Consider the following 21,010-nt stretch of genomic DNA (forward strand, 5'->3'; position numbering starts at 1 on the left):
ATTACATAGCCCTTCTATATTGACCACCTACAGCATAAAGAGCTTGGGTAATTTCTCCTAATGATGCATGTCTTGTTGTATGCAAAAGTTCTTCAAACACATTGCCATTTTTTAAAACGGTTTCTTGTAAAGATAGTAATGCTTTTTTACAAGAATTTAAATTTGATTGTTTAAACTCTTCAAGTCGTTTTAATTGATCATCTTTTTCGTCATAAGATGCTCTTGAAAGTTGAATCTCCATTTTAAAAGCATTTTCATCTTGATTTGGATTTAAATAGGTATTTACTCCAATGATAGGCAACTGACCAGAGTGCTTTAAGGTTTCATAATAAAGGCTTTCTTCTTGCACTTTCCCTCTTTGGTATTGTGTTTCCATAGCACCCAAAACACCACCACGACTTGAAATGCGATCAAACTCTGCTAATACAGCTTCTTCTACAATGTCTGTAAGTTGTTCTATAAAGTAACTACCTTGCATTGGATTTTCATTTTTAAGAACACCATACTCTCTTGCTAAAATTAATTGAATTGCCATGCTCCGGCGTACGCTTTCTTCAGTAGGTGTTGTTATTGCTTCGTCATAAGCATTTGTATGCAACGAATTGCAATTGTCTGAAAGTGCTAAAAGAGCTTGTAACGTTGTTCGTATATCATTAAAGTTCATTTCTTGTGCGTGTAAGGAACGTCCACTTGTTTGAATATGGTACTTTAATTTTTGAGAACGATCGTTAGCTTTGTATTTATCTCTTAAGGCAATAGCCCAAATGCGACGAGCAACTCTCCCAATGACAGAATATTCAGGATCCATTCCGTTGCTAAAGAAGAAGGCTAAGTTTGATGCAAAATCATCAATGTGCATGCCACGGCTTAAATAATATTCAACATATGTAAATCCGTTTGCTAAAGTAAAGGCGAGCTGTGTAATAGGATTTGCTCCTGCTTCAGCAATATGATATCCCGAAATACTTACAGAATAATAATTTTTTACTTTATGATTCACAAAATATTCTTGAATATCTCCCATCATTTTTAAGGCAAAATCAATTGAAAAAATACAGGTATTTTGAGCTTGATCTTCTTTTAAAATGTCCGCTTGAACGGTACCTCTGACTGTTTGCAAAGTATGACTTTTTATTTTTTGATATTCATCTTTTGTTAAGTTAGATCCTTTTTTCTTTTCTTCTTTTTCAATTTGCTGATCTATCGCCGTATTAAAAAACAAAGCTAATATAATGGGAGCAGGTCCATTTATCGTCATGCTCACGCTTGTATTTGGATCACATAAATCAAAACCTTTGTACAGTGTTTTCATATCTTCTAAAGTAGCAATGCTGACGCCGCTTTCACCTACTTTTCCATAAATATCTGGTCGTTTATTTGGTTCGTCACCGTATAGCGTAACACTATCAAAAGCTGTGGAAAGTCGTTTTGCAGGATCATTTTGGGTTAAAAAATGAAAACGATTATTAGTACGCGCGGGGCCACCTTCTCCTGCAAATTGTCTTTTAGGATCTTCATCGGAGCGTTTAAATGGGAACACGCCCGCTACAAAAGGAAAAGTGCCTGGTAAATTTTCATTGCGTAAAAATTTAGTAATTTCTCCATAATCTTCATACTGAGGAACGCTTATTTTTTTTATTTTGAGTCCTGACAATGAAGTCGTATATGTTTTTACCTCATATTTTTTATCACGAACTTCATATTTAAAAGCGTCGCCTTCATAATTTTCTTTAACAGAAGGCCATGATTTTAAATCATTTGCAATTTGTTTTGGAAGGAATTCCCAGTATTTCTTTGTTTCATTCTGAATTTTATCTTTTATATTTGAATCTGTTAAAATTTGATGAGATTTTTCTAATGCATAAATGTTTGTTGCTGTTTTAATGAATTCTTTTGTTTCTTTATGATACTCTTTAATTGTTGTCGCAATTTCCGTTAAATAATTAGTTCTATTTTGTGCTATAATAGGTGAAATATTTGTTGATTTTTTAGAAGTTTGAATTTGAACTCGTTCTTGCCATGAAACATTTTCAGATTTTTCTTCTAATATTTTTAGAAGTTCTCTGTATAAAGCATTTACACCATCATCATTAAATTTAGATGCAATGGTTCCAAAAACTGGGTATTGATCTTCAGGAATGTTTTTATTTCCTGCAAAACGACTGCGGCGAATTGTTGTTCTAACATCGCGGAAAGCATCTTCGGAACCACGGCGATCAAATTTATTAATTGCAATTAAATCGGCAAAATCGAGCATATCAATTTTTTCAAGTTGTGTTGGTGCCCCAAATTCACTTGTCATGACATATAAACTTAAATCAGAAACATCTAATATTCCTGTATCACCTTGCCCAATTCCACTTGTCTCCACAATGATGAGATCGAATCCGGCTTCTCTTGCTAAACAAAGAGCTTCTTTTGTAACAGAAGATAACTCACTTTTGCTTCCACGAGTTGCAAAACTATGCATAAATACATTGGCATGATTTATTGCATTCATGCGAATGCGATCACCCAGCAATGCGCCCCCTGTTTTTCTTTTAGAAGGATCCACACTAAAAATACAAATTTTTCTTTCAGGATATTCAAAGGTAAAACGACGGATTAATTCATCTGTTAAGCTACTTTTTCCTGCTCCTCCTGTTCCTGTTACCCCAAGAACAAGAGGAGGTTTTTTAATTTCTTTTAAATCTTTTGATCTTTTTCCGGATTCAATTTGTTTCTTTATTTCACTGGGGAGTTCATGAATATTATTTTCAATTATTGTTAATGCTCTTGCAAATCTTAAATGATCGAGAGCCGATATTTTGCGATTTTCCATTTCAATAGGCCATTTATCTAAAGGAAAATCCGATTTTTCAAGCATGTCGCATATCATACCTTCTAGACCCATGCGAAAACCATCTTCGGTAGAATAAATGCGTGTGATCCCAAATTGATGCAATTCATCAATTTCTTTTGGAACAATTACACCACCGCCACCACCAAATATTTTTAGATCGGGTCTTCCATTTTTATCAAGCATTTCTCTCATGTATTTAAAATATTCTAAATGACCTCCCTGATAGGAACTGACAGAGATTGCTTGAGCATCTTCTTCAATAGCTGCTTGTACAACTTCGCTAACACTGCGGTTGTGGCCAAGATGAATTACTTCTGCTCCGCCTTGTTGCAATAGTCTCCGAATAATATTGATACTTGCATCATGACCATCAAATAATGCTGTTGCTGTTACGAATCTCACTTTATTTTTTAGTTTATATTTAAAACTTGTTTCCATAGCTTTATTTCCTCTATAGTAATCAAACATGCCTTAAAAGCATATGAGCGTGTCTTAAAGTAGCATAAATTGATTTAAGTTATAATAAATATGGAGAAAACACAAAATGTGGCCTCTTACCGCTAATGAAATTTATCAAGTAATTACAAAAGATTCAAAAAAAAGAAATGATTTCGAAAATATAATTATAGATGGTGTTTGTTTAGATAGTAGAAAAGTAAAACCACAACTATTATTCGTCGCCATTGAAGGGGAACGTTTTGATGCACACTCTTTTTTAGAGGATTGTTTTTCAAAAGGAACACAGGTTGCCCTTGTAAATAAAAATTCGAGTTATTTAAATAATCTGTCTATTGAAAATAGAAAAAAATGTATCGAAGTTGAAAATGTTCTTGATAAATTTAGAGAGTTTGCAAAATTTATGCGTTCTCGTTTTTCATTTCCTGTAATAGGGGTTGCGGGAAGTAACGGAAAAACAACAACAAAAGAAATGCTTGCCAGTTTATTAGGTGGAAATCAATTTAAGGTAACGAAAACAGAAAAAAGTGAAAATGGTTTTTTGGGTATGGCTGTTACTTTGTGCCAACAAGAGCATAATAAAATAAATCCACCAAATGCTTTAGTATTGGAAATTGGAATAGATGATATTGGAGCTATGGAGCAACATGTTGCTTTAGGTACTCCCGATGTTTCTATAATAACTGCTTTAGGACCTGAACATTTAGAACATTTAATCAATTGGGAAACGGCTGCAAAAGAAGAACTTATTATCTTTCAAAATCCAAATACAAAAAGAGTTTGGCAATTTGAAGATGATAAAATATTACAAGCTTTTGAAGAAAATTTAAAATCGAAAAAGCTAGGTTCAAATCATTTTATGAATACTGAAAATGATTTTGTTGTTATTGAAAAAAACAAACTGAAAACAATTTTCATTGATAAAGAAAGTTTATTAGAACATATTTCTCAAATTATTGTCTGGCAAGTACCTGAAGAATCTAGTACAGAAAGTGATATTATATTTGAAATTTTTTCTAATATAAATACCCTAAAATTAAATGGAAATATTAAATTCAATGTTCCTTTGCCCGGAAAACATAATGCTGCAAATTTTGCTTTAGCCTTTGCAACTGCTATAATGCAAAATAGAAGTTTGAACGAAATTGTTTCGGGCTGGTCGCAATTCGTTTCACCACCCATGCGTTCAAGAGTAACAACATTAAAAAATGGAATCATTTTATTTAATGACTGTTACAACTCGAGTCCAATGAGTTTAGAGGCAGCATTACAATCAATTGAAAATAAGGAATGGAAAGAAAAAAATAAGGTAGTTATTTTAGGTGACATGCTTGATCTCGGCGGCGAGTCAAAATACTGGCATGAGAAAGTGTTCAACTCGCTAAAAAATATCCAGAACGCCTACTTGTGCCTTTATGGATCCGCCATGTATGATTGTTATAAGTTACTTAAAGAAAAAGAAGATACGTTAATATCGAATAATAATACTAGGCTTTTCTGGCGTGCCGCTGATGAAGAGCCTAGTCAGTTTCTAACTGATATTGATGTGAACTTTTCTGATTATGTTATTTTGGTTAAAGGCAGCCGAGGAATGAAACTTGATAGAGTGGTTAAATCTATTGAGGAGAAATATTGTTGAGTTAGCAACACTCGGTAATATGAGCAATTTTGAAATTCGGGAGGTGTATACTATGCGACCTGAAGTACTTCAAAATGAACTATTAAAAATCCTTGAAAACTCTTTTGTCGATCGCCACTCTGATCCCAAGGATGATGTAGTTCTCTCATTGAATGAGGATCAGATGTTTAAACTTTGGAATATTTTAGGAGAAGAGCTTGGGATCGATCTTTCGTTAGCTACAGAGGATCAAAGAAAACTTTTATTTGATGCCTGTGATAACGGGAAACATATCGCCGCTCGGGATTTTAGTTCATTATTATGGTTAGTTTATTATAGTGATGCTGCATATCAATAAAAAAAAGCAATAAAAATCATTTAAAATGAATTATTGCTTTTTTTTGTATCTAAAAATTTTTCTTTTCTAAAAACTTAAAAACCTATCGCTTCAATGCCTCTCAGTATAAATAGGATTCATTTAAAATTGAAAATGCCAAAGGCTTGAGTTACATCTTAATTGTGTTTTAAGAAATTTTCTTTGTATCAACTTATTGTCTGATATTTAGTTAAATTTCAAAGGGAAACAAGGTTTTTTAAGTAAATAGAATTAAATCATATTTATTTCTTTGTTTTCTTTTTTTGGTTAAAAGCACATTTAAAAAAAAATGAAAATGTTCCTAATAAATTTCAAGCAAAAACTAAAATAGTTTAAATTTTGAAAGAATAAGTATGAAAAACTATAAGAATAAAACATCATTTATACAAAAAGCAAAAAATTATTTTAATCCTAAATTAATACAAGTTGAATTTAATTATAGAAAAAGAGCATTCATCATGAGTGCCATTTTTTTTGCAGCACTATTTTTAATTTTAATGAGATACGCCTATTTAACTGTTCTTCCTACAGATTTAAGAACAAAATTACTAGCCACTGGTTCGAGGCAATTTGAAACCAGTGTTACGTTATCAAAACCGCGAGCAACCATTACCGATAGAAATGGAAAGGTTCTTGCAGTGAGTGTTTCCAGTACCAGTTTATTTATTTTGACTCGTAAAATGCCTAAAGACGAAGAAACGCTTAGAAAAGTAGCAAAACAAATTAAAGTACCATACCAAGACTTAGAAGCGTTAAAAAAAGAAAAAAAGAATTTTGTTTGGCTTAGAAGACAAATGACTCAAACCGAACTAAATGAAATCGGTTCTATTAAAAAATGGAAAAACTTTTTAGACACCGTTGAAGAACCAAAACGTATTTATCCCGAAAAAGATGTCGCCGCCCAATTGATCGGATTTGTCGGAGCAGATGGAAGTGGCCTTGAAGGCGTTGAAAAAATTTATAACACCCGTCTTACTGAAAAACCAACAAAAGTAGACGCTCGTCGCGATGCCCGCGGCCGTGTTGTGATTGATACGCCAAACGATGCTTCTAAACCTTCTCAAAATCTCCCAAATTTAAGATTGTCTATCGATCTTTCTATTCAACAATTTGCACAAAATGCACTGCGTGATGGGGCCATAAAGTCAAAAGCAAAAGGCGGAAGTGCGGTTGTGATCGATGTTACTTCTGGTGAATTGTTAGCTATTGCAAGTTATCCTACGTATGACTTAAATAATCCACCAAATAATGATCCCGATGCACGCCGTTTTCGTCCTGTAATGGATGCCATTGAACTTGGTTCTGCTTCTAAACCAATGTGGATCGCCAAAGCTCTTGACCTTGGTATTATTACTCCAAACACCATGTTCGATGTCCGTGGCGGGAAAATGTTTTTGCCAGGTGGAAAAATTCGCGATGACCACCCTGTAGATCATAGCTTAGATACACAAGGTGTTCTTAGATACTCCAGTAACGTAGGAATGTATCAAATCTCTCTAAAAGCAGGACGTGAAAAATTATATGAATCTCTTATGAAAGTCGGATTTGGCCGCTCACCAGGAACGGGATTCCCAGGAGAATGGAAAGGACGTATTCATAAGCCAGAAAACTGGAGTGAAATGCGTTTTGCAAATATGTCCTTTGGACAAGGTTACGCCATTTCTGCTCTACAACTTGCACATGCCGTCTCTATTATGGCAGGTGGCGGACAAGATCGTGGTGTTAACTTAATTGCAAAAGACAAAGAAGCAGAAAAGAATTTTGTGGGACCACCTATTCAATTTATTTCTAAAGAAACAAGTAAATTGGTTTCTAATATGATGGGTAAAGTAATTGAAGAAAGTAACGCAGGAAGAATTCCTGGTGTTTATGTTGGTGGCAAAACAGGTACAGCACAAATTTGGTCCAATAAAGATAAAGCTTATTCAGAAAGAACTGCTGTTTATCAAGGAATTATTCCAGCAAATAATCCAAAACTTGCTATTATTGTTGTGCTCGATGAAGTAAGAGTGCGACCCGCTTATGGAGCCATGCTCGCTGGCCCTGTGTTTAGTCAAATTGGGAGAAGAACGGTCGACTACTTAAATTCACAAGGTGTGTTTAGCGTTGAACCTTTTGCCAACGCTTATCTTTCAAAAACCGAAGATAAAACCCCTTTACAATAACTTGACTTTACAAATTCTCTGTTGCAAGGCTAATGTGCCACAATCCACTTAGTAAGATTTGCAAATTCTTTATCTAAGGACCCATAGTGAAGTGGATATCACGTAGGCCTCCGAAGCCTGAAGCGCAAGTTCGATTCTTGCTGGGTCCGCCATCTACTTCTCCATATAAAATAAGCATTCAAGACTCCCCGCAAGATAGTCCCAATTGATTGTCCCAATTTTTGGTTGGGACACAATATATAATTCATGCAAAAATTGATGAAGAATTAATTTTTAATTATATAATTTCAATTGGTAGATAGTATGCAATCCCTTTGGGAAATAATTTAATCCCTAATCTTTTACATTTCTCTTGAACACTATCTTCATCATATCTACTAGTTATTAATACTGAATTATCTTTTAAATTGAATTTACAAATAATATCAATACCAGTTAGATTATAGCCAATAAGTTCATTATCTAGAAAAAAATATATTTTATCAGATTGATTTTTATGAAAATTTTCATAAAAATCAATTAATTTTTCAGGGCTTTTGAAATGTAAAATATTTATTTTGTCATTTGAATTTATTATAGAATTTAATTTATGATTCATTACATCATGAATTGATTGATCATCATCAAGTATTAAAAGTGAGCTATTTTTTTGTATTTGAATTTTTTTGGGAATCCAATGTGGAAGTTCTGATGTTTTCAAATTAATTTCAATAATAGTACCTTCGTTTATTTTTGAAGATATTTTTAAATCTCCTCCCCAAGATTTTATGAATTTTATAGAACTTGATAAACCAATTCCTGTGCCTTTAGCTTTAGTGCTTATTCCTCCAATTATAACTTTTTGAAGTATTTCGTCTGGAATTCCGCATCCATCATCTATAATTTTTAGTTCAATAAAAAATTCATTAGATAATAATGAAATTATAATATTTCCTGAATTTGAAATTGACTCAACTGAGTTATTAATTAAATTTGAAATAACAGACTGAAATTGTGTGCTATTAACTTCAGAATTAGCCAAAAAAGAATTTGAATCTATTTGTGTTATAAATTTAATATTTTTATTTGAGAATTGAACTCTTTTCTCTGAAACAATTTTTTCAACTAATAAAGAAATAATCTCTTTAGAAATTAAATTATTATTTGCTTTTTTATTTAATTTATGAATTAAATTATTTGCAATATCATCAATTCTTTCTGTAGCATTTCTAATAAAGACTCTTTCTTCTTCTGGAAGCGTGGATATTTTTTTTAAATAAATATTTAATACAGAAAGTGGTGAACGAATATCATGTACTACCTGTGAAGCTACTTTTGCAATTGCTTCAGACTCTGTTTTTTGAACAAGTTGTTTCTGAGAATATAAAATATTTTCAGCCATTTTAGAAACATTTAAATTTAGTTTTTCAATCTCTATAAAACTAGTTCTTATTGGAAGCATACCTTTAGCGATGTCTTCAATTGAAAAATTTTGTAATATATTAGAAATATTCTGAACAGGTTCTCCAAAATATTTACTCATGATATTCACGAAAAATGCTAGAATTATTGAAATAAAAATAACAATAAAAATAATTATATATATTGAATTAACTAGAACTTCCTTTATGGATGCATAAGAGAAATTTGTAGTTATTGTAGAAGCTATCTGGGATTTATTTTCATCAAAATAAATATTTGTCTTAATAAAACCAATATCATGTAAAATTGAATTTTCAAAACTGCATATAACATTTCCTGAGGAATCTATAACTTGAAGAGATTCTAACCTTCCTGAATCAAAAAATAATTTACATTTTCTAAATAATTCAGAATATAGTCCTGTTAAAATATCATTTCTGATGGAGTCTGTAAAAAGATTTTGTGAAAAAATTATATTTTTTTTAAATGAAGTATCGAGAGAATGTTTTACAATAAAAAAAGTAGCAAGTGAATAGACTAAAAATGTAATAATAAAAATTGAAAAAGCAAGAATAAAAATTGAGTTTTTAAAACTAAGATTTTTAAAACTTCTCTTTATTTCCAATGAACTTTCCATAATTCACTCTCATAAATAAATCTCGACTCAGGTATATTAAGATTTTTTCTCTTAATAATAGAGATATTTGTTTGAAATAGTGGCACAAAATAATATTCTTCTTCAAAATTCTTAAATGTAGTTGAATAGTTTTTTAGTCGCTCCATGGGATCTTCTGTAAATCGAATTTTTTCTAATTCTTTAAATAAATTTTCCGATGGAATATTTCCAAATTTAAGAAAAGTATCATTTCTTAAAGGATCTAAATAACCGTCTGGATCAGGAAAATTTCCCATATATCCAGCAATTAATAAATCATATTGATTCTTATTTATTTCATCCACAAAATCTGTAGCAACAATTTGCCAATTTATTTTTACTCCAATACTTGCAAAAGTTTTTTCAAATTTATCAATCATTTTAATATTTAAATAACCTTTTTGAACTAAGATATTTAGTTTTTTATTTTTTAAAATATTTAAGTTTTTATAATCAATATTTTCATGATTTATTGTTTTATAGTAGCTTATTGGTAATATTCCTTTTGGAAAAAAACTTGGATTAAATTTATAAAATTTTGAAAAATCTTGTTCAGTTTTAAAAGGTTTTTGAACTAATTTTACTAATTCTTTTCTAAGTATTTTATTTTTAAAAATATTTTTATCTAAGTTAAAAAACATATGAGTAAACGATAATGAGCTTATGTGCTTTAATTCAAAATCTTTAGGTAATTCTATGTTTTCTAATTCACCTCTTGGTAATCCGACTAAAATATCAATATTATTATCTATTATTAGTTTATTTAATTCATTATTATTATTTAATTTAAAAATAGTAATATTATTAATAATTGGCTGAACGTTAGAGTATTGAATATTCTTATTCAATTCAATTTTATTTTTATTAAAAAATTTTGCATAAAAAGGTCCAGATCCTATAAAAGTTAAATTTGATTTATTTTCTTTTATAATTGAAAAAGAAGAGATACTTAATATATAAATAAATGGAGGATAAGCTTTCCTTAAGTTGAATTGGATAGTGTTTTTATCTATAATTGTTATGCTAGGATGTATTTCACCATGATTCAAATTTTTTGAAATACTAAATATTTTTGATAAGTAACTTGCTGTTATTGAGTCTGAATTTGGCCAAAAATGTCTTGATATACTCCATGCAACATCTCTTGAAGTTATATTATTTCCATCTTGAAATTTGGAATATTTATTTAAATGAAATGTATATGTTTTGTTATTATTTGAAAGAACCCATTTATTAGCTAAATCTCCGATTAATGATCCATTTTCATCTATTCTAATTAAAGTCTGAAAAAGGCATTGTGTTAAAATAAAATGTTGAAAATTCCATGATTTTATAGGGTCTAGTGTCTCTGGAAATTGGATTAAAGCAACATTTACATTATTACTTTGTTCTCTATTTTTTTCTGATTTTGCAAAAGAATAGTAATGAGTATTTATTAATATTAATATTATTATTAAAATGTACTTCACTTATATATCCATAAATTATTTCTATATTCAATTTTTATATAATCACAATTTAAATAAAACCGAGTATTTTTGTATATGAAAAAATCTTTTTCTTGATTAAAAAATTTTATTAATTGAGCAGCTCCTGTTTTTTTTAATAATAATAAATTATTTGATATTTTTTTTATATCAGTATTACTAGTAACGAATTGCTCTCTTATTTGATTAATACTGTTATTTCTTATATGAGAAAATTTTATATTTTTTTTACTTTCACTGTAATAAAAGATATCTCTTGAGTTTATGTATCTGAAAAAATATGGGATATCTTTTCTTAAAATTTGTTCTTTTTCTTCTGGATAAATATTGTCAAAATTAAAAGATTTTTTTTGAATAATTTCATTATAAAAATTAGTGGATCTTATTATAACTCTGATTGGAATTTGATGAAAAAAATTATTATTTAAGATATTTAAGAATACTTCTTTATACTTATCCATAAAAGTTAAATAACCGAAAACCAGTGCCCCTAAAAATTTATTTTTAGGTTTTAAATTAAAAGCATCTTTTATTTTTTTTAGCCCACAAATATTTTCAGATAAATCATAAAATGGCAAAAGATGAGTTTGAGAAAGTAATCCAATTTTGTTAAAAATAGACTCAATATCTAAAGCACAAAAAACTATTTTATTATCAGAATTTTTCCCAAATAATATATTTTCAAAGTGCAAATCTGTTATTCCAAACATAGCATACATTGCAATAATTGCTCCACACGATTCCCAATCATTCTCATTTAAAATAGGCTCTGTTATTTCCGAAATATTATGATATTCAATATATCCCGAATTAAATATATTATTATCAGGCGTAAACTTCATTGATGGTATTAGTGTATACCATTTATCATATAAATCAAATTCAGTATTTATATTTTTATAACTTTTAAGATGTTCAATTAATAGACTACTTTCAGACAAAAATAACCACTCCCAATAAATATTTCTGGGTTTATAGATTCTATTAAAAATGTCTAAGCATACTCTTTTTTGTCCGTTGTGAGGATCTCCAATAATTTTCATTTTATTTATTATATTTTATTTCTGAATCTTCGATAGAAATATTGATTGTCTTCTCGTATTTAAAAAGTTTTTTTTCTAATTCTTCTAAATATATTATTTCTAAGTTATTTTCATCAATATTTACTTCACTTTTTATAATGTAATTATTTATATTTTTCATTTAGTTTCCTTTGCTATTAATAAAAGTTAAACTTTTTTCTGATTCATTTTTCTTTGCAACTGAATAGAAAAGCATAAATATGATTGCTGTTATTAAAAAAATTACTCTTAAGAAGTTATCATAGATCATATAACCATATATAATTTCAAAAACACCTAAAATAATTTGTGAGTAAATTATTTCAGCCGAGGATATTCCTGCCGCTTCTTGAGGTTTACATAATCTAAACCATTCACTATTAATTTGTAAATTAACTAATGGATAAAATAGAAATATTAAAGAAAATGATATTATTTTAACTACAAAAATTTCTGTATTCATTATTAAAATTAAGGAAAATATCATAATTATTAGAGATGCTATTACTGAATATTCATTAAGTCTTATTTCTTTATTCTTGTTTTTTAATTCAATTATTTTTCCTCCAATAAAGTAAAAAATTCCATATAATATTAAAGTTATAGCATAACCATATTCTTTACCAAAGAATTCATCTCCATATTTAAATAGCATGATATTTGTTCCGCCTAGTCCGCAACAAACTAAAATATCAGTAAAAAGGATAATTCGACGCGAAGGAGTTGAAATTAATGAAGTAATCATTTCTTTATATTTATTTTTTGAAACATTGTTTGGTTTTGAGCTAAATTTTTTCATTTTCCAAAATATTAAAGCTCCAAATAGCGATCCAATTGCGTCTAAAAAAAGGATAATTTTTGCAGTTTCTAATGATGGAGCTATAAATAAAAATATTCCTACAAGACAATACGATCCTTGTATTAAAACATTAGCTAATAGGTTTAAATGACTTGATTGTTTATAATTAGGGAATTGTTTAAGCCAAGAAAATCTGAGAATTGAAATTGAACCGCCTATTACGCCTTTAAAGAATGCGCAAATAATAAATAATTCTATAGATTTAATTATCACGGAGAATAAAATTAATGAAGTGGTAACAAAAAATAATAATTCAGAAATTGTACCAATTTTATGTGGTAAAAAACGATTGTGTATAAGTGGTGAAATGATACTTCCAACTACATTTCCAAAGCGCATTAAGAAAAAAAATACTCCAAGACTTACTAGGCTTGTTCCAAAAGAGCTTCCCAAAATAGGTATAAAACCATTTGTAAGTACTGTTGGAACATTTGATATTAATACTTGAAATAAAAATGGATTAAAATCTGACATAATACTTCCTGCTAATAATAGATCATTAACATATATAAATTTTGTAATTTGAGATCTATTAATAAAAATTATCAATTTAATATATAATACCATAAATTAATTATGTCAATTTTAAATTATTTATATATTTTGGTAAGCTTTTATTGTTTTATATTTAATATTTAAAATTATATTAAATATTAAATATTATTTTATTTTTATTAAGATATTTTTAAATATTAAATAAAACTAATATGAATCAAACTTTATTTTATGTTTAATTTCTATTGTAACGTTTGTGAATTGATCCTGTATATAATTCCAACAAAAAAATAAAACTAAGTAATCTTTGCTAATCCATTGTAAAACGGGTTTTCCTGTTTTGGCATGAGGTTTCCATATTCCAGTTAAATATTTTTCTTCAAGAGTCATCTGTTTTATACAAGATAAATTTTCTAATTGCTCCGGAGATTCTAGTAATACAAAAGATTTTTTTCCCTCTGTTATATACTTTGGATCAAAAGATCTACTTTCCCACCATTCTTTCGCTTCTTTTGATGCATTTAGATTTCTAGTATTCTCCAGCTTCTCACTTATCAAAGTTAACAATTTACACCTTTTTCTATAGGTTTCATTTTGCCAACATTCTTGTAGAGTTCTAAATTGCTGAGTGAATTTTCCTAGAACAACTTCAGAATTAATTTCTTTTTTAATAGGTGTGTAAATAAGTTTATTATTATTTTCCCCAAAGGGGAGAAAGGATTCTTTCCATTCCCCCAAGCTTTTTTTAAGCAAAATATAAGCTTCAATTTGAGATATATTTTTATATTTTGAAATAAACTTAACAGGGTTAAGATGCATTTCGTTACCAATAGCGCAATGATTCATAAATATTTCTTTATGAGGTAAATATCTTAATGAATTATAGCTTTGGCCATTTGTAAATATATTTTTAAATACAATCTCATTTCCTTGTTGCTTGCCTTCGCCTAACTTAATGTCACATATATTTAAAGCTTGTTTCCATTTATCTGATGCAATGGATTCAAAATTCATAATTGTGCTCCTTTAAATGGTCTGCCTTTCCTTTGTTCTTGTTCTTCAATAAATGCTTCAAGCTTTAAACGTGTTGCATGTGAACATGATTTTCCTCTTGCAATACTTGTCAGGGTTTGCCTTGTTATGCCTGAATGTTGTCCTAGTCTTGTTATGTTTCCACACATCCGTAAACCCTTTTTTAAAGCTTGGGTTGCAAGTTCTTTGTATTTGTCTTTCGGTGAAGTTGGTTGATCCTTACTATCCATAAAATTAAATCCTTTTCTTAAATGCGCTTACTTGCGCTTGTGGTTTGAGAGCGAAATTGCTCTGTTAAAAAAAATTTTGCATGTAACGTTACGGACTGTCTAAATGATTTGAATTCGTTAAAATTGATGCAAGAAAAGATTGCAAACTATAGAAATTTAAAAAAGCATTAAAAATTAGCTATTTTTAAAAACCGGTTTAACTATTTAATTTTAAAAATAAATTTATGTTTTAATTTTTTGACTGTTGGATTATGAACTTTAAATTTGACCGGAAATAGAAAATCAATTTAGTTCTGAAATATATTTAATTTGAATTTGAATTTAACTAAAGTTTATATTTAAAATGTAATGTTTCCTTATTATATTTTTTAATTATTAAATGTGACTTAAGGGTTTTGTTCTGTTTAAAGATTGTCTGTTTATTCAGTTTTAACAGACTTGCACTTTGTCTAAAGTATTTAGACTGTCCGCTATTATGTAAAAATTATTAGTATTTCATTTACGTATTTTGCCACATTTCAATATTCAGTAAATCATCACTCAATTTCCTTCTAAAATAATTACAGACCGCCTCTGTAACTAAAAATATTAGACAGTCTGTTAATTGATTAAAATTATCGCGAAAATTTAAAGTTTTGAATATTTATAATGGGGTAAGAGTCTGACGAAATGAAAGATCAATTGTGTCAGTCCGCAAATTTATTTTTGAATACAATTAAAATGCAATAAATAATAGCTAATCAACTCTTAATCTAAATATATTAGATAGTTAATTAATTAGAATTATTCTGATTTTATTCATTTTGTGTTTTTATACTAGTGTGCGGACTGACGATATCACGGATTAATTGTGACGGTCTGTACTTAGATTTTTAATTATTTTCAAAGTGCAAAAAATAAGATATGTCTTACATTTTACTTAAAGTATATAGATGCTCATTTAATTGATTGAAATTCTTGATTAACGGATTGACGCATATACAAGTTATTTGTGACAATCCGCTTTATAATTATGCTATTATGAACATTTTTGCATTAGAAATAACCAATTTTTATGATTCTGTATAGAGCAGACTGACATAGGCATTTTGACTTTAATCAGTCCGTATGGCCAAAAATAGTATTTGTAATACTCATTTTGTATTTAATATTATAATAGTGTTTTTATTATTATTGACAAAGCATCGAAATGAGATCTGAATTTAGATAGTTCGTGAAATTTGCTTATTTTTTAATCATTAAAAATATGGATTATAAATATTTTTCATAATTTCTTTAAGGTTACAATTGAGAAGCTGATTAATATTGAACATGATTTTAGAAAAATAAACTATTAAACATTTACGAAGATTTGAATTAATTTTATACTATGTTTTAAATAGTGATAATTATATATCAAGATTAAGAGCTTTGCAGAATTCTATTTTTAATAAATGAAGTTTTTCAATTGAAATTTTTTGATCTATAATTGCTTTCATAATTTCAATTGGTTTTTTGTCGCCTCGACTTTTTATATAAGATAAATCTAAAAAAGTCTCTAAGCAATCAATAAATTTAACAGGTTTTGCTAATGTATAATCATTTTTTTGAGTGTCTACGAAGTTATTTATTACTTGATGATGATCTTTGTTATTATCACCATCAAGAATAACTCCATGATAAATACCATAAACTTTAAGAAGATTCATAAATCGATGAAAATTATATTTTCCAAGAACATCAAGAATATAAATATTTTGATTAAAAAAACCATGCCATTGATTTGTTAATAGATAATTAAATAATACCTTTTCAGTTGTTCCTTCAACTAATAAAACTTGATCGGCAAAAAATAGCTGTGCTCGTTCTCCGTCTAACCAGAGTTGATATCTAAAATTTTCTTCTTGTTCGGCTATTTCAATTGTTGGAGGATTTTGAATTAATTCGCGTGCTTTTTTCTTTTTTACCTCAGCAACCTCTGTATTCTCAACAAATTTTTTTAATTCTTCTAATAAATTTAATCCTTCTTTAAATATTTCATTTATTTTATCACCTTTGGGTTGAAATATCTTTGTTATACCAGATTTACGTTGGACTCTAACAATTTGTTTAATTTCATTTGCAGCTTTCCCAACAAAAATAGGAGAATGAGTTACAATAATAACTTGTTCTTCTTCTGTATCCCCAAGTTGTCTTAGATTATTTGCAAAACTTTCTTGTTGACCAGGATGCAAAAATGCTTCTGGTTCATCAATTAATAAAAGAGTGAAATCAGGATTGAACTCTTTTTTAACTAATTTATCTTTATTTTTTAATTTTGTAGCTAATCGTATAAGTTCATAAATAACTAATCGTTGAAATCCATGTCCATAACGATCTAATTCAAAACCATTATCAGAGTTTATTGATGAATCCACAAAATTATGTTTTACAAATATTTTAGATATATCTTCAGCTGTAATACTATTTATAGTTAAATCAAATTTAATATTCCAATTTGAAAAAGCATCATTTAATGGCTTTAATATTTCACTTAAAAAACCAGTTTCATTTTTTGCTTCAATATTTAGGTTATCAAAAATTTCTTTCAAAGTTATGAATGATTGACTTCTTAACATTGCTTTATTTAACAAATAATTGAGAATATTTCGCATAGGTGAAGGGCCAGTTGTTTTTGTTTGTTCATCAATTGTGGTTGATGCTGGAATGTAGAGGACTTGACCTACTTTAGCAGTACTTATGTTTTTTGAATTATAAAATAGTTCATCATCAACTTTTCCTTCTAATAAAGCAAAAATATTACTCTGTTTTTCTTGAAAATATTTTTTATTGTCTGACTTAAAATAGCGTCTTAATGTTAATAAATTACTACTTGATTCATTTTTATATTTTTTTTCCAAACTTTTCCACTCAGTATCATTAAGCAAAAATGTAAGTTGAACCCATGATTCATCATCTTCAGTCGTAATTTTTGGAAAATCATTTTTTGTCCATTTATCGTCATCATAAAATAGTCGAATAGCATTAAGAATGGAACTCTTTCCAGAATTATTTGAACCAACAAGAAGTGAATAATTAAAAACTTCAATTTCTACTTCTAATATAGATCTATAGTTGTGGATCATAATTTTTTGAATTTTCATATTTTGCTTCTTCATAAAAAATTAAATTAGTAATAATTCTTAATGTAATCATAACTTTTTTTATTTAAATATTAATTTATATCGGTTAAATTTATGATATATTTATGAATATATTTTCCTATATTCGTCATTTTTTAAATATATAATGATTATTATTAATAATATGACTTTGAATTTTCTATAATTTTAATTGTCACTTCTTTGCAGGTTTTAGTTAATAATTTATTATATTTCATGAAATTATTTTCATCATTAGCATGTAATGTATAGTCTGAAAAATTTTGTAATTCACAAGAACAATTTTCAATTTCTGTTTTTAAGTTAAAACTATAAATTATAGAAATAAATTCAAAAAAATATAGTTGACTCATTATTTCTTCTTTTCTCTGTTTAAATGTAAAACTTGTATTATTACGATTATTTTTATAATCTATGTATTTTTTTGAATTATCAAGTAAATAATTTATATTTTGGTTAAATGATAAAGTAATTTTTGGTAACTCAGAAGAAAAAAATTTCTTTTTTTCTAACTTATTTTGATAGAAGTATGTAATATATCCTCCTGCAAATGCTCCAATAATTGCTCCTAAAATTGAGATGAAAAGTGTTATAAAAATTTCAGTTCTACGTTTACAATTCAATTCTAATAATTCAGTTTTTTTGGCATTTTTTAATGCATGTATTGTGGCTTTTATCACATGTTTCTTTTGATAATACAATGGATATTCTCCCATTTAATTTTTTGTCTTTTGCTTCAAATATAAGTTTTTTATTACTAAAAATTTTTACATTAAATTCTTTGATATTATCACTTATATCAGATGCTTTTAAAGCATCTAAGTTATTAATAAAAATAAAATCAAATAATTCTCTATTTATCTTAATATTATTCTTAATGTTATCACATTGCCATGCTTTATCATTACAACTTTTCTCACAAGTATTCGCATAGATACTTTTTTTTTGAAATGTTAAGATAAAAACACTTAAGAAGATAAATATTAAAATTTTAAATCTTTTAGAAATCAATAGTTTCTCCATTTGACAACAGTATCATGATTTTTATTATCGCATGTATGAAATGTTTCTTTAATTTAGAATCAATAATGAATAATAAGTATTTTTTGCCGATAATCTAATCCCTTGTCAGTGGATCGCTCTTCTCTAACCAACCCACAAAATCATGATTCATCATTTGCCGTTAAAATCACATTTCAATACCTCAAATCCCAACCCATACCATTTCCACAAAATTTGCCGGTGATGCCGGTGAAGCCGTTGAGAGAAAAACGCTTCACCGGCACATAGTTTCTTATATATTATTTAAATAAGTCTAATTTGCCGGTGATGCCGTTAAGAATACGACGCTCCAGAAATTCACTTTTTTAGTCCCAATTATATTGCTTTACGAAAATGCAGATTTGTTACACGTATGAAGTGTTTATGTTGATAGGAATAAGTATTTATTTTGAAACCTTTTTGCCACCTTAAGGAAGAAATAGGAGTTTACCAGTTCGATTCTTGCTGGTTTTTTCATATTTTGAAATATGATGAAAAGAAATTATGAAGTTCTAATTATAAACTCAATAATTCTTTTAAATTTCAAAATGGTCTGACATAAATTTTTTGCACAGATTAAACTTAAAAATATTCCTAAAAATGAAAATAAATCTTTATAGTTATCAAAAAATATTAAATAATTAATAAAGTATTTATTGATTATATCATATGGTATTAATATAATAATAAATAAACACATTGAAATTATTCCTAAAAATTTAATTGTAGAAATCATTGATTTTAATAGCTCAGATAAATATGATGATTTAACTAAAAATTGGACGGAAGGTTCTTTATATATTGAGAATATTATGCCAATAGTTGTTAATAATAAACCTAATAAAGTTAAAAATATTGACATTAAATTTGAAAGTCTATTCTCAAAAACATTATCATTAAAACTGAACTTGGCAATGTATGAAAAAATCAAAATTAAAATATAAATAAAGATTCTTTTTGAATATATTTTAATTATATTGAAATTCATATTTTAAACTCCAGAGTATATTGATATGTCTTTCTCATTTTTTTTGAATTGAATTTTCATTGATTCCATTACATCATCTCTATTTAAATATTTTCCATTATTATTAATGGAAACTGAAGCTTTAACGACATCGCAAAGTAAATTTATCATTTTATTTGAGTTTGGCATTTTTATTTTTAATTCATTTATATTTATTTGTTTTTGTTTAAATAAATTACCTAAGAATCCAATAGTATTTCTTAATTGCCTTTTTGGGCTTGAAAGTTCTAGTTTAATTTCATGTGATCCTGTTCTATCAGAAATTGCAAATAAATTTTCAGTAAAATACTTTTCTGTACCTAATATTTCTTTGAAATAACTTGGATTTAATGGAGATGGGATTTTAAAAGATAAAAAAGATGGTTCAATGTTTCTTTCTAAAAATTTTTTTAAAGAATCTTTTCTTATGATGCTTAAAATGTCAAAATTAAAGTTTGTTTTTCTAGTTAAATAATTTGAAAAATTTTCAATTCCTCCAATTTCTTTTTTTGTAGCAAAAACTAGTATTTCTCTTTTTGGAATTATTAAAAAATATGTTTCTTCAACAATATAATCGGAATTAATTTCTTCCAATTTTTTATTCGTTTCGCAATAAGGAAAGGCATTATCTCTGTATTTTGCAAATGTTCCAAAATAAGCTCCCATAAAATCATTCATCTTATCTGATAAATATGTTATTTCATAGGAAGAGTCATCATTTTCAAAAAATTCTTTTCCGAAAGAAGTTTTTTTGTTTGAAAATAAGGCATCAAAATTTTCTTCTAATGATATATTATTATCAAAGAGCGTACCTTTTTCATTCAAAATTTTGTAAAATGTAATTGTAATATTTTTTTTTCTTTTACCCATTAAAACCTCTGTGTAAGTTTAAATAATGATGTTAAAAATAGCAATATTCTATTTGTATAAACATAACTATTTATAATATTTTTTAAAATAAAAGTAAATAATATAATAGAATTATTTTTTATAATTAAATAGATTACCAAAAATAATTTTTACTTATAATATTGAAATTAATTATTATGAAATAAAATGAAAAATTTAATAATTTAAATTTTTCATTTTATTTCAGAAAAATTTTCTAGGTTTTTGAATACAAATAAGTTCTATTAAGAATTTCTA

The 21,010-nt window shown here is 27.5% G+C and carries 16 protein-coding genes and 1 tRNA gene; 5 read left to right on the forward strand and 12 right to left on the reverse strand.

All coding sequences use genetic code 11. The annotated features are described in order from the left end of the window. Position 1: 1 nt before the first annotated feature. Positions 2–3,280 (reverse strand): fused isobutyryl-CoA mutase/GTPase IcmF, encoded by a 3,279-nt coding sequence (gene icmF / locus GCL60_RS12075; RefSeq protein WP_153420919.1) that lies wholly within the window; start codon positions 3,278–3,280, stop codon positions 2–4. A gap of 106 nt (positions 3,281–3,386) precedes the next feature. Here icmF and GCL60_RS12080 point away from each other — a divergent pair, with 106 nt between their 5' ends. From GCL60_RS12080 to GCL60_RS12095, 4 genes are all read left to right on the forward strand, one after another. After that, a complete protein-coding gene (locus tag GCL60_RS12080; protein WP_153420920.1) occupies positions 3,387–4,937 on the forward strand; it encodes a UDP-N-acetylmuramoyl-tripeptide--D-alanyl-D-alanine ligase in 1,551 nt (516 codons plus the stop codon). A gap of 52 nt (positions 4,938–4,989) precedes the next feature. After that, positions 4,990–5,274 (forward strand): hypothetical protein, encoded by a 285-nt coding sequence (locus tag GCL60_RS12085; protein WP_153420921.1) that lies wholly within the window; start codon positions 4,990–4,992, stop codon positions 5,272–5,274. Positions 5,275–5,645: 371 nt separating this feature from the next. Further along, positions 5,646–7,457: a peptidoglycan D,D-transpeptidase FtsI family protein gene (locus tag GCL60_RS12090; RefSeq protein WP_153420922.1), complete on the forward strand. Its 1,812-nt coding sequence runs from the start codon at positions 5,646–5,648 to the stop codon at positions 7,455–7,457. 77 nt (positions 7,458–7,534) lie between these two features. Next, positions 7,535–7,609 (forward strand) — tRNA-Arg (locus tag GCL60_RS12095). Positions 7,610–7,734: 125 nt separating this feature from the next. On the opposite strand, the gene GCL60_RS12100 is transcribed toward GCL60_RS12095, so the two are convergent. The 10 genes from GCL60_RS12100 to GCL60_RS12145 all read right to left on the reverse strand — a co-directional run bounded on the left by GCL60_RS12100 (position 7,735) and on the right by GCL60_RS12145 (position 18,828). Then, the gene (locus GCL60_RS12100) at positions 7,735–9,495 is read right to left on the reverse strand and encodes a sensor histidine kinase (protein WP_153420923.1); all 1,761 of its coding nucleotides are present in this window, start codon (positions 9,493–9,495) and stop codon (positions 7,735–7,737) included. After that, positions 9,474–10,982: an ABC transporter substrate-binding protein gene (locus tag GCL60_RS12105; RefSeq protein ID WP_153420924.1), complete on the reverse strand. Its 1,509-nt coding sequence runs from the start codon at positions 10,980–10,982 to the stop codon at positions 9,474–9,476. The genes GCL60_RS12100 and GCL60_RS12105 overlap by 22 nt, the downstream gene beginning before the upstream one ends. After that, complete coding sequence (locus tag GCL60_RS12110) at positions 10,979–11,941, reverse strand: glycoside hydrolase family protein (protein ID WP_237639060.1); 963 nt, start codon at positions 11,939–11,941, stop codon at positions 10,979–10,981. The genes GCL60_RS12105 and GCL60_RS12110 overlap by 4 nt, the downstream gene beginning before the upstream one ends. Positions 11,942–12,044: 103 nt before the next feature. Next, positions 12,045–12,203 carry a hypothetical protein gene (locus tag GCL60_RS12115; protein ID WP_153420926.1) on the reverse strand — a complete coding sequence of 53 codons (159 nt, stop codon included), beginning with the start codon at positions 12,201–12,203 and terminating at the stop codon, positions 12,045–12,047. Beyond that, positions 12,204–13,394, reverse strand: a complete 1,191-nt coding sequence (locus tag GCL60_RS12120) for an MFS transporter (RefSeq protein ID WP_153420927.1) — start codon at positions 13,392–13,394, stop codon at positions 12,204–12,206. 228 nt (positions 13,395–13,622) lie between these two features. Then, positions 13,623–14,429, reverse strand: coding sequence for a hypothetical protein (locus GCL60_RS12125; protein WP_153420928.1), 807 nt, complete (start codon positions 14,427–14,429; stop codon positions 13,623–13,625). Then, a complete protein-coding gene (locus tag GCL60_RS12130) occupies positions 14,426–14,677 on the reverse strand; it encodes a hypothetical protein (protein ID WP_153420929.1) in 252 nt (83 codons plus the stop codon). The genes GCL60_RS12125 and GCL60_RS12130 overlap by 4 nt, the downstream gene beginning before the upstream one ends. 1,388 nt (positions 14,678–16,065) lie before the next feature. After that, positions 16,066–17,799 carry an ATP-dependent nuclease gene (locus tag GCL60_RS12135; RefSeq protein WP_153420930.1) on the reverse strand — a complete coding sequence of 578 codons (1,734 nt, stop codon included), beginning with the start codon at positions 17,797–17,799 and terminating at the stop codon, positions 16,066–16,068. A gap of 155 nt (positions 17,800–17,954) precedes the next feature. Next, positions 17,955–18,518, reverse strand: a complete 564-nt coding sequence (locus tag GCL60_RS12140; RefSeq protein ID WP_161998193.1) for a hypothetical protein — start codon at positions 18,516–18,518, stop codon at positions 17,955–17,957. Next, on the reverse strand, positions 18,451–18,828 hold the full coding sequence (locus tag GCL60_RS12145; protein ID WP_153420932.1) for a hypothetical protein: 378 nt from the start codon (positions 18,826–18,828) through the stop codon (positions 18,451–18,453). The genes GCL60_RS12140 and GCL60_RS12145 overlap by 68 nt, the downstream gene beginning before the upstream one ends. A 686-nt stretch (positions 18,829–19,514) precedes the next feature. On the opposite strand from GCL60_RS12145, the gene GCL60_RS12150 reads away from it, so the two are divergent. Then, entirely contained in the window at positions 19,515–19,802 is a 288-nt protein-coding gene (locus tag GCL60_RS12150) for a hypothetical protein (RefSeq protein WP_153420933.1), read from the forward strand. A 47-nt stretch (positions 19,803–19,849) separates the two neighbouring features. Here the strand turns inward: GCL60_RS12150 and GCL60_RS12155 are convergent, their stop codons facing one another. Then, positions 19,850–20,734 (reverse strand): hypothetical protein, encoded by an 885-nt coding sequence (locus GCL60_RS12155; RefSeq protein ID WP_153420934.1) that lies wholly within the window; start codon positions 20,732–20,734, stop codon positions 19,850–19,852. Between the last annotated feature and the right edge of the window lie 276 nt (positions 20,735–21,010).

Source organism: Silvanigrella paludirubra (assembly GCF_009208775.1).
Classification (GTDB): domain Bacteria; phylum Bdellovibrionota_B; class Oligoflexia; order Silvanigrellales; family Silvanigrellaceae; genus Silvanigrella; species Silvanigrella paludirubra.

What these genes read in the sequence shown, in the direction of transcription:
- GCL60_RS12130 (WP_153420929.1), bottom strand. Translation starts at nt 14,677, where the DNA reads ATGGATAGTAAGGATCAACCAACTTCACCGAAAGACAAATACAAAGAA.
- GCL60_RS12115 (WP_153420926.1), bottom strand. Translation starts at nt 12,203, where the DNA reads ATGAAAAATATAAATAATTACATTATAAAAAGTGAAGTAAATATTGAT.
- GCL60_RS12120 (WP_153420927.1), bottom strand. Translation starts at nt 13,394, where the DNA reads ATGTCAGATTTTAATCCATTTTTATTTCAAGTATTAATATCAAATGTT.
- GCL60_RS12100 (WP_153420923.1), bottom strand. Translation starts at nt 9,495, where the DNA reads ATGGAAAGTTCATTGGAAATAAAGAGAAGTTTTAAAAATCTTAGTTTT.
- GCL60_RS12090 (WP_153420922.1), top strand. Translation starts at nt 5,646, where the DNA reads ATGAAAAACTATAAGAATAAAACATCATTTATACAAAAAGCAAAAAAT.
- GCL60_RS12080 (WP_153420920.1), top strand. Translation starts at nt 3,387, where the DNA reads ATGTGGCCTCTTACCGCTAATGAAATTTATCAAGTAATTACAAAAGAT.
- GCL60_RS12135 (WP_153420930.1), bottom strand. Translation starts at nt 17,799, where the DNA reads ATGAAAATTCAAAAAATTATGATCCACAACTATAGATCTATATTAGAA.
- icmF (WP_153420919.1), bottom strand. Translation starts at nt 3,280, where the DNA reads ATGGAAACAAGTTTTAAATATAAACTAAAAAATAAAGTGAGATTCGTA.
- GCL60_RS12125 (WP_153420928.1), bottom strand. Translation starts at nt 14,429, where the DNA reads ATGAATTTTGAATCCATTGCATCAGATAAATGGAAACAAGCTTTAAAT.
- GCL60_RS12085 (WP_153420921.1), top strand. Translation starts at nt 4,990, where the DNA reads ATGCGACCTGAAGTACTTCAAAATGAACTATTAAAAATCCTTGAAAAC.
- GCL60_RS12155 (WP_153420934.1), bottom strand. Translation starts at nt 20,734, where the DNA reads ATGGGTAAAAGAAAAAAAAATATTACAATTACATTTTACAAAATTTTG.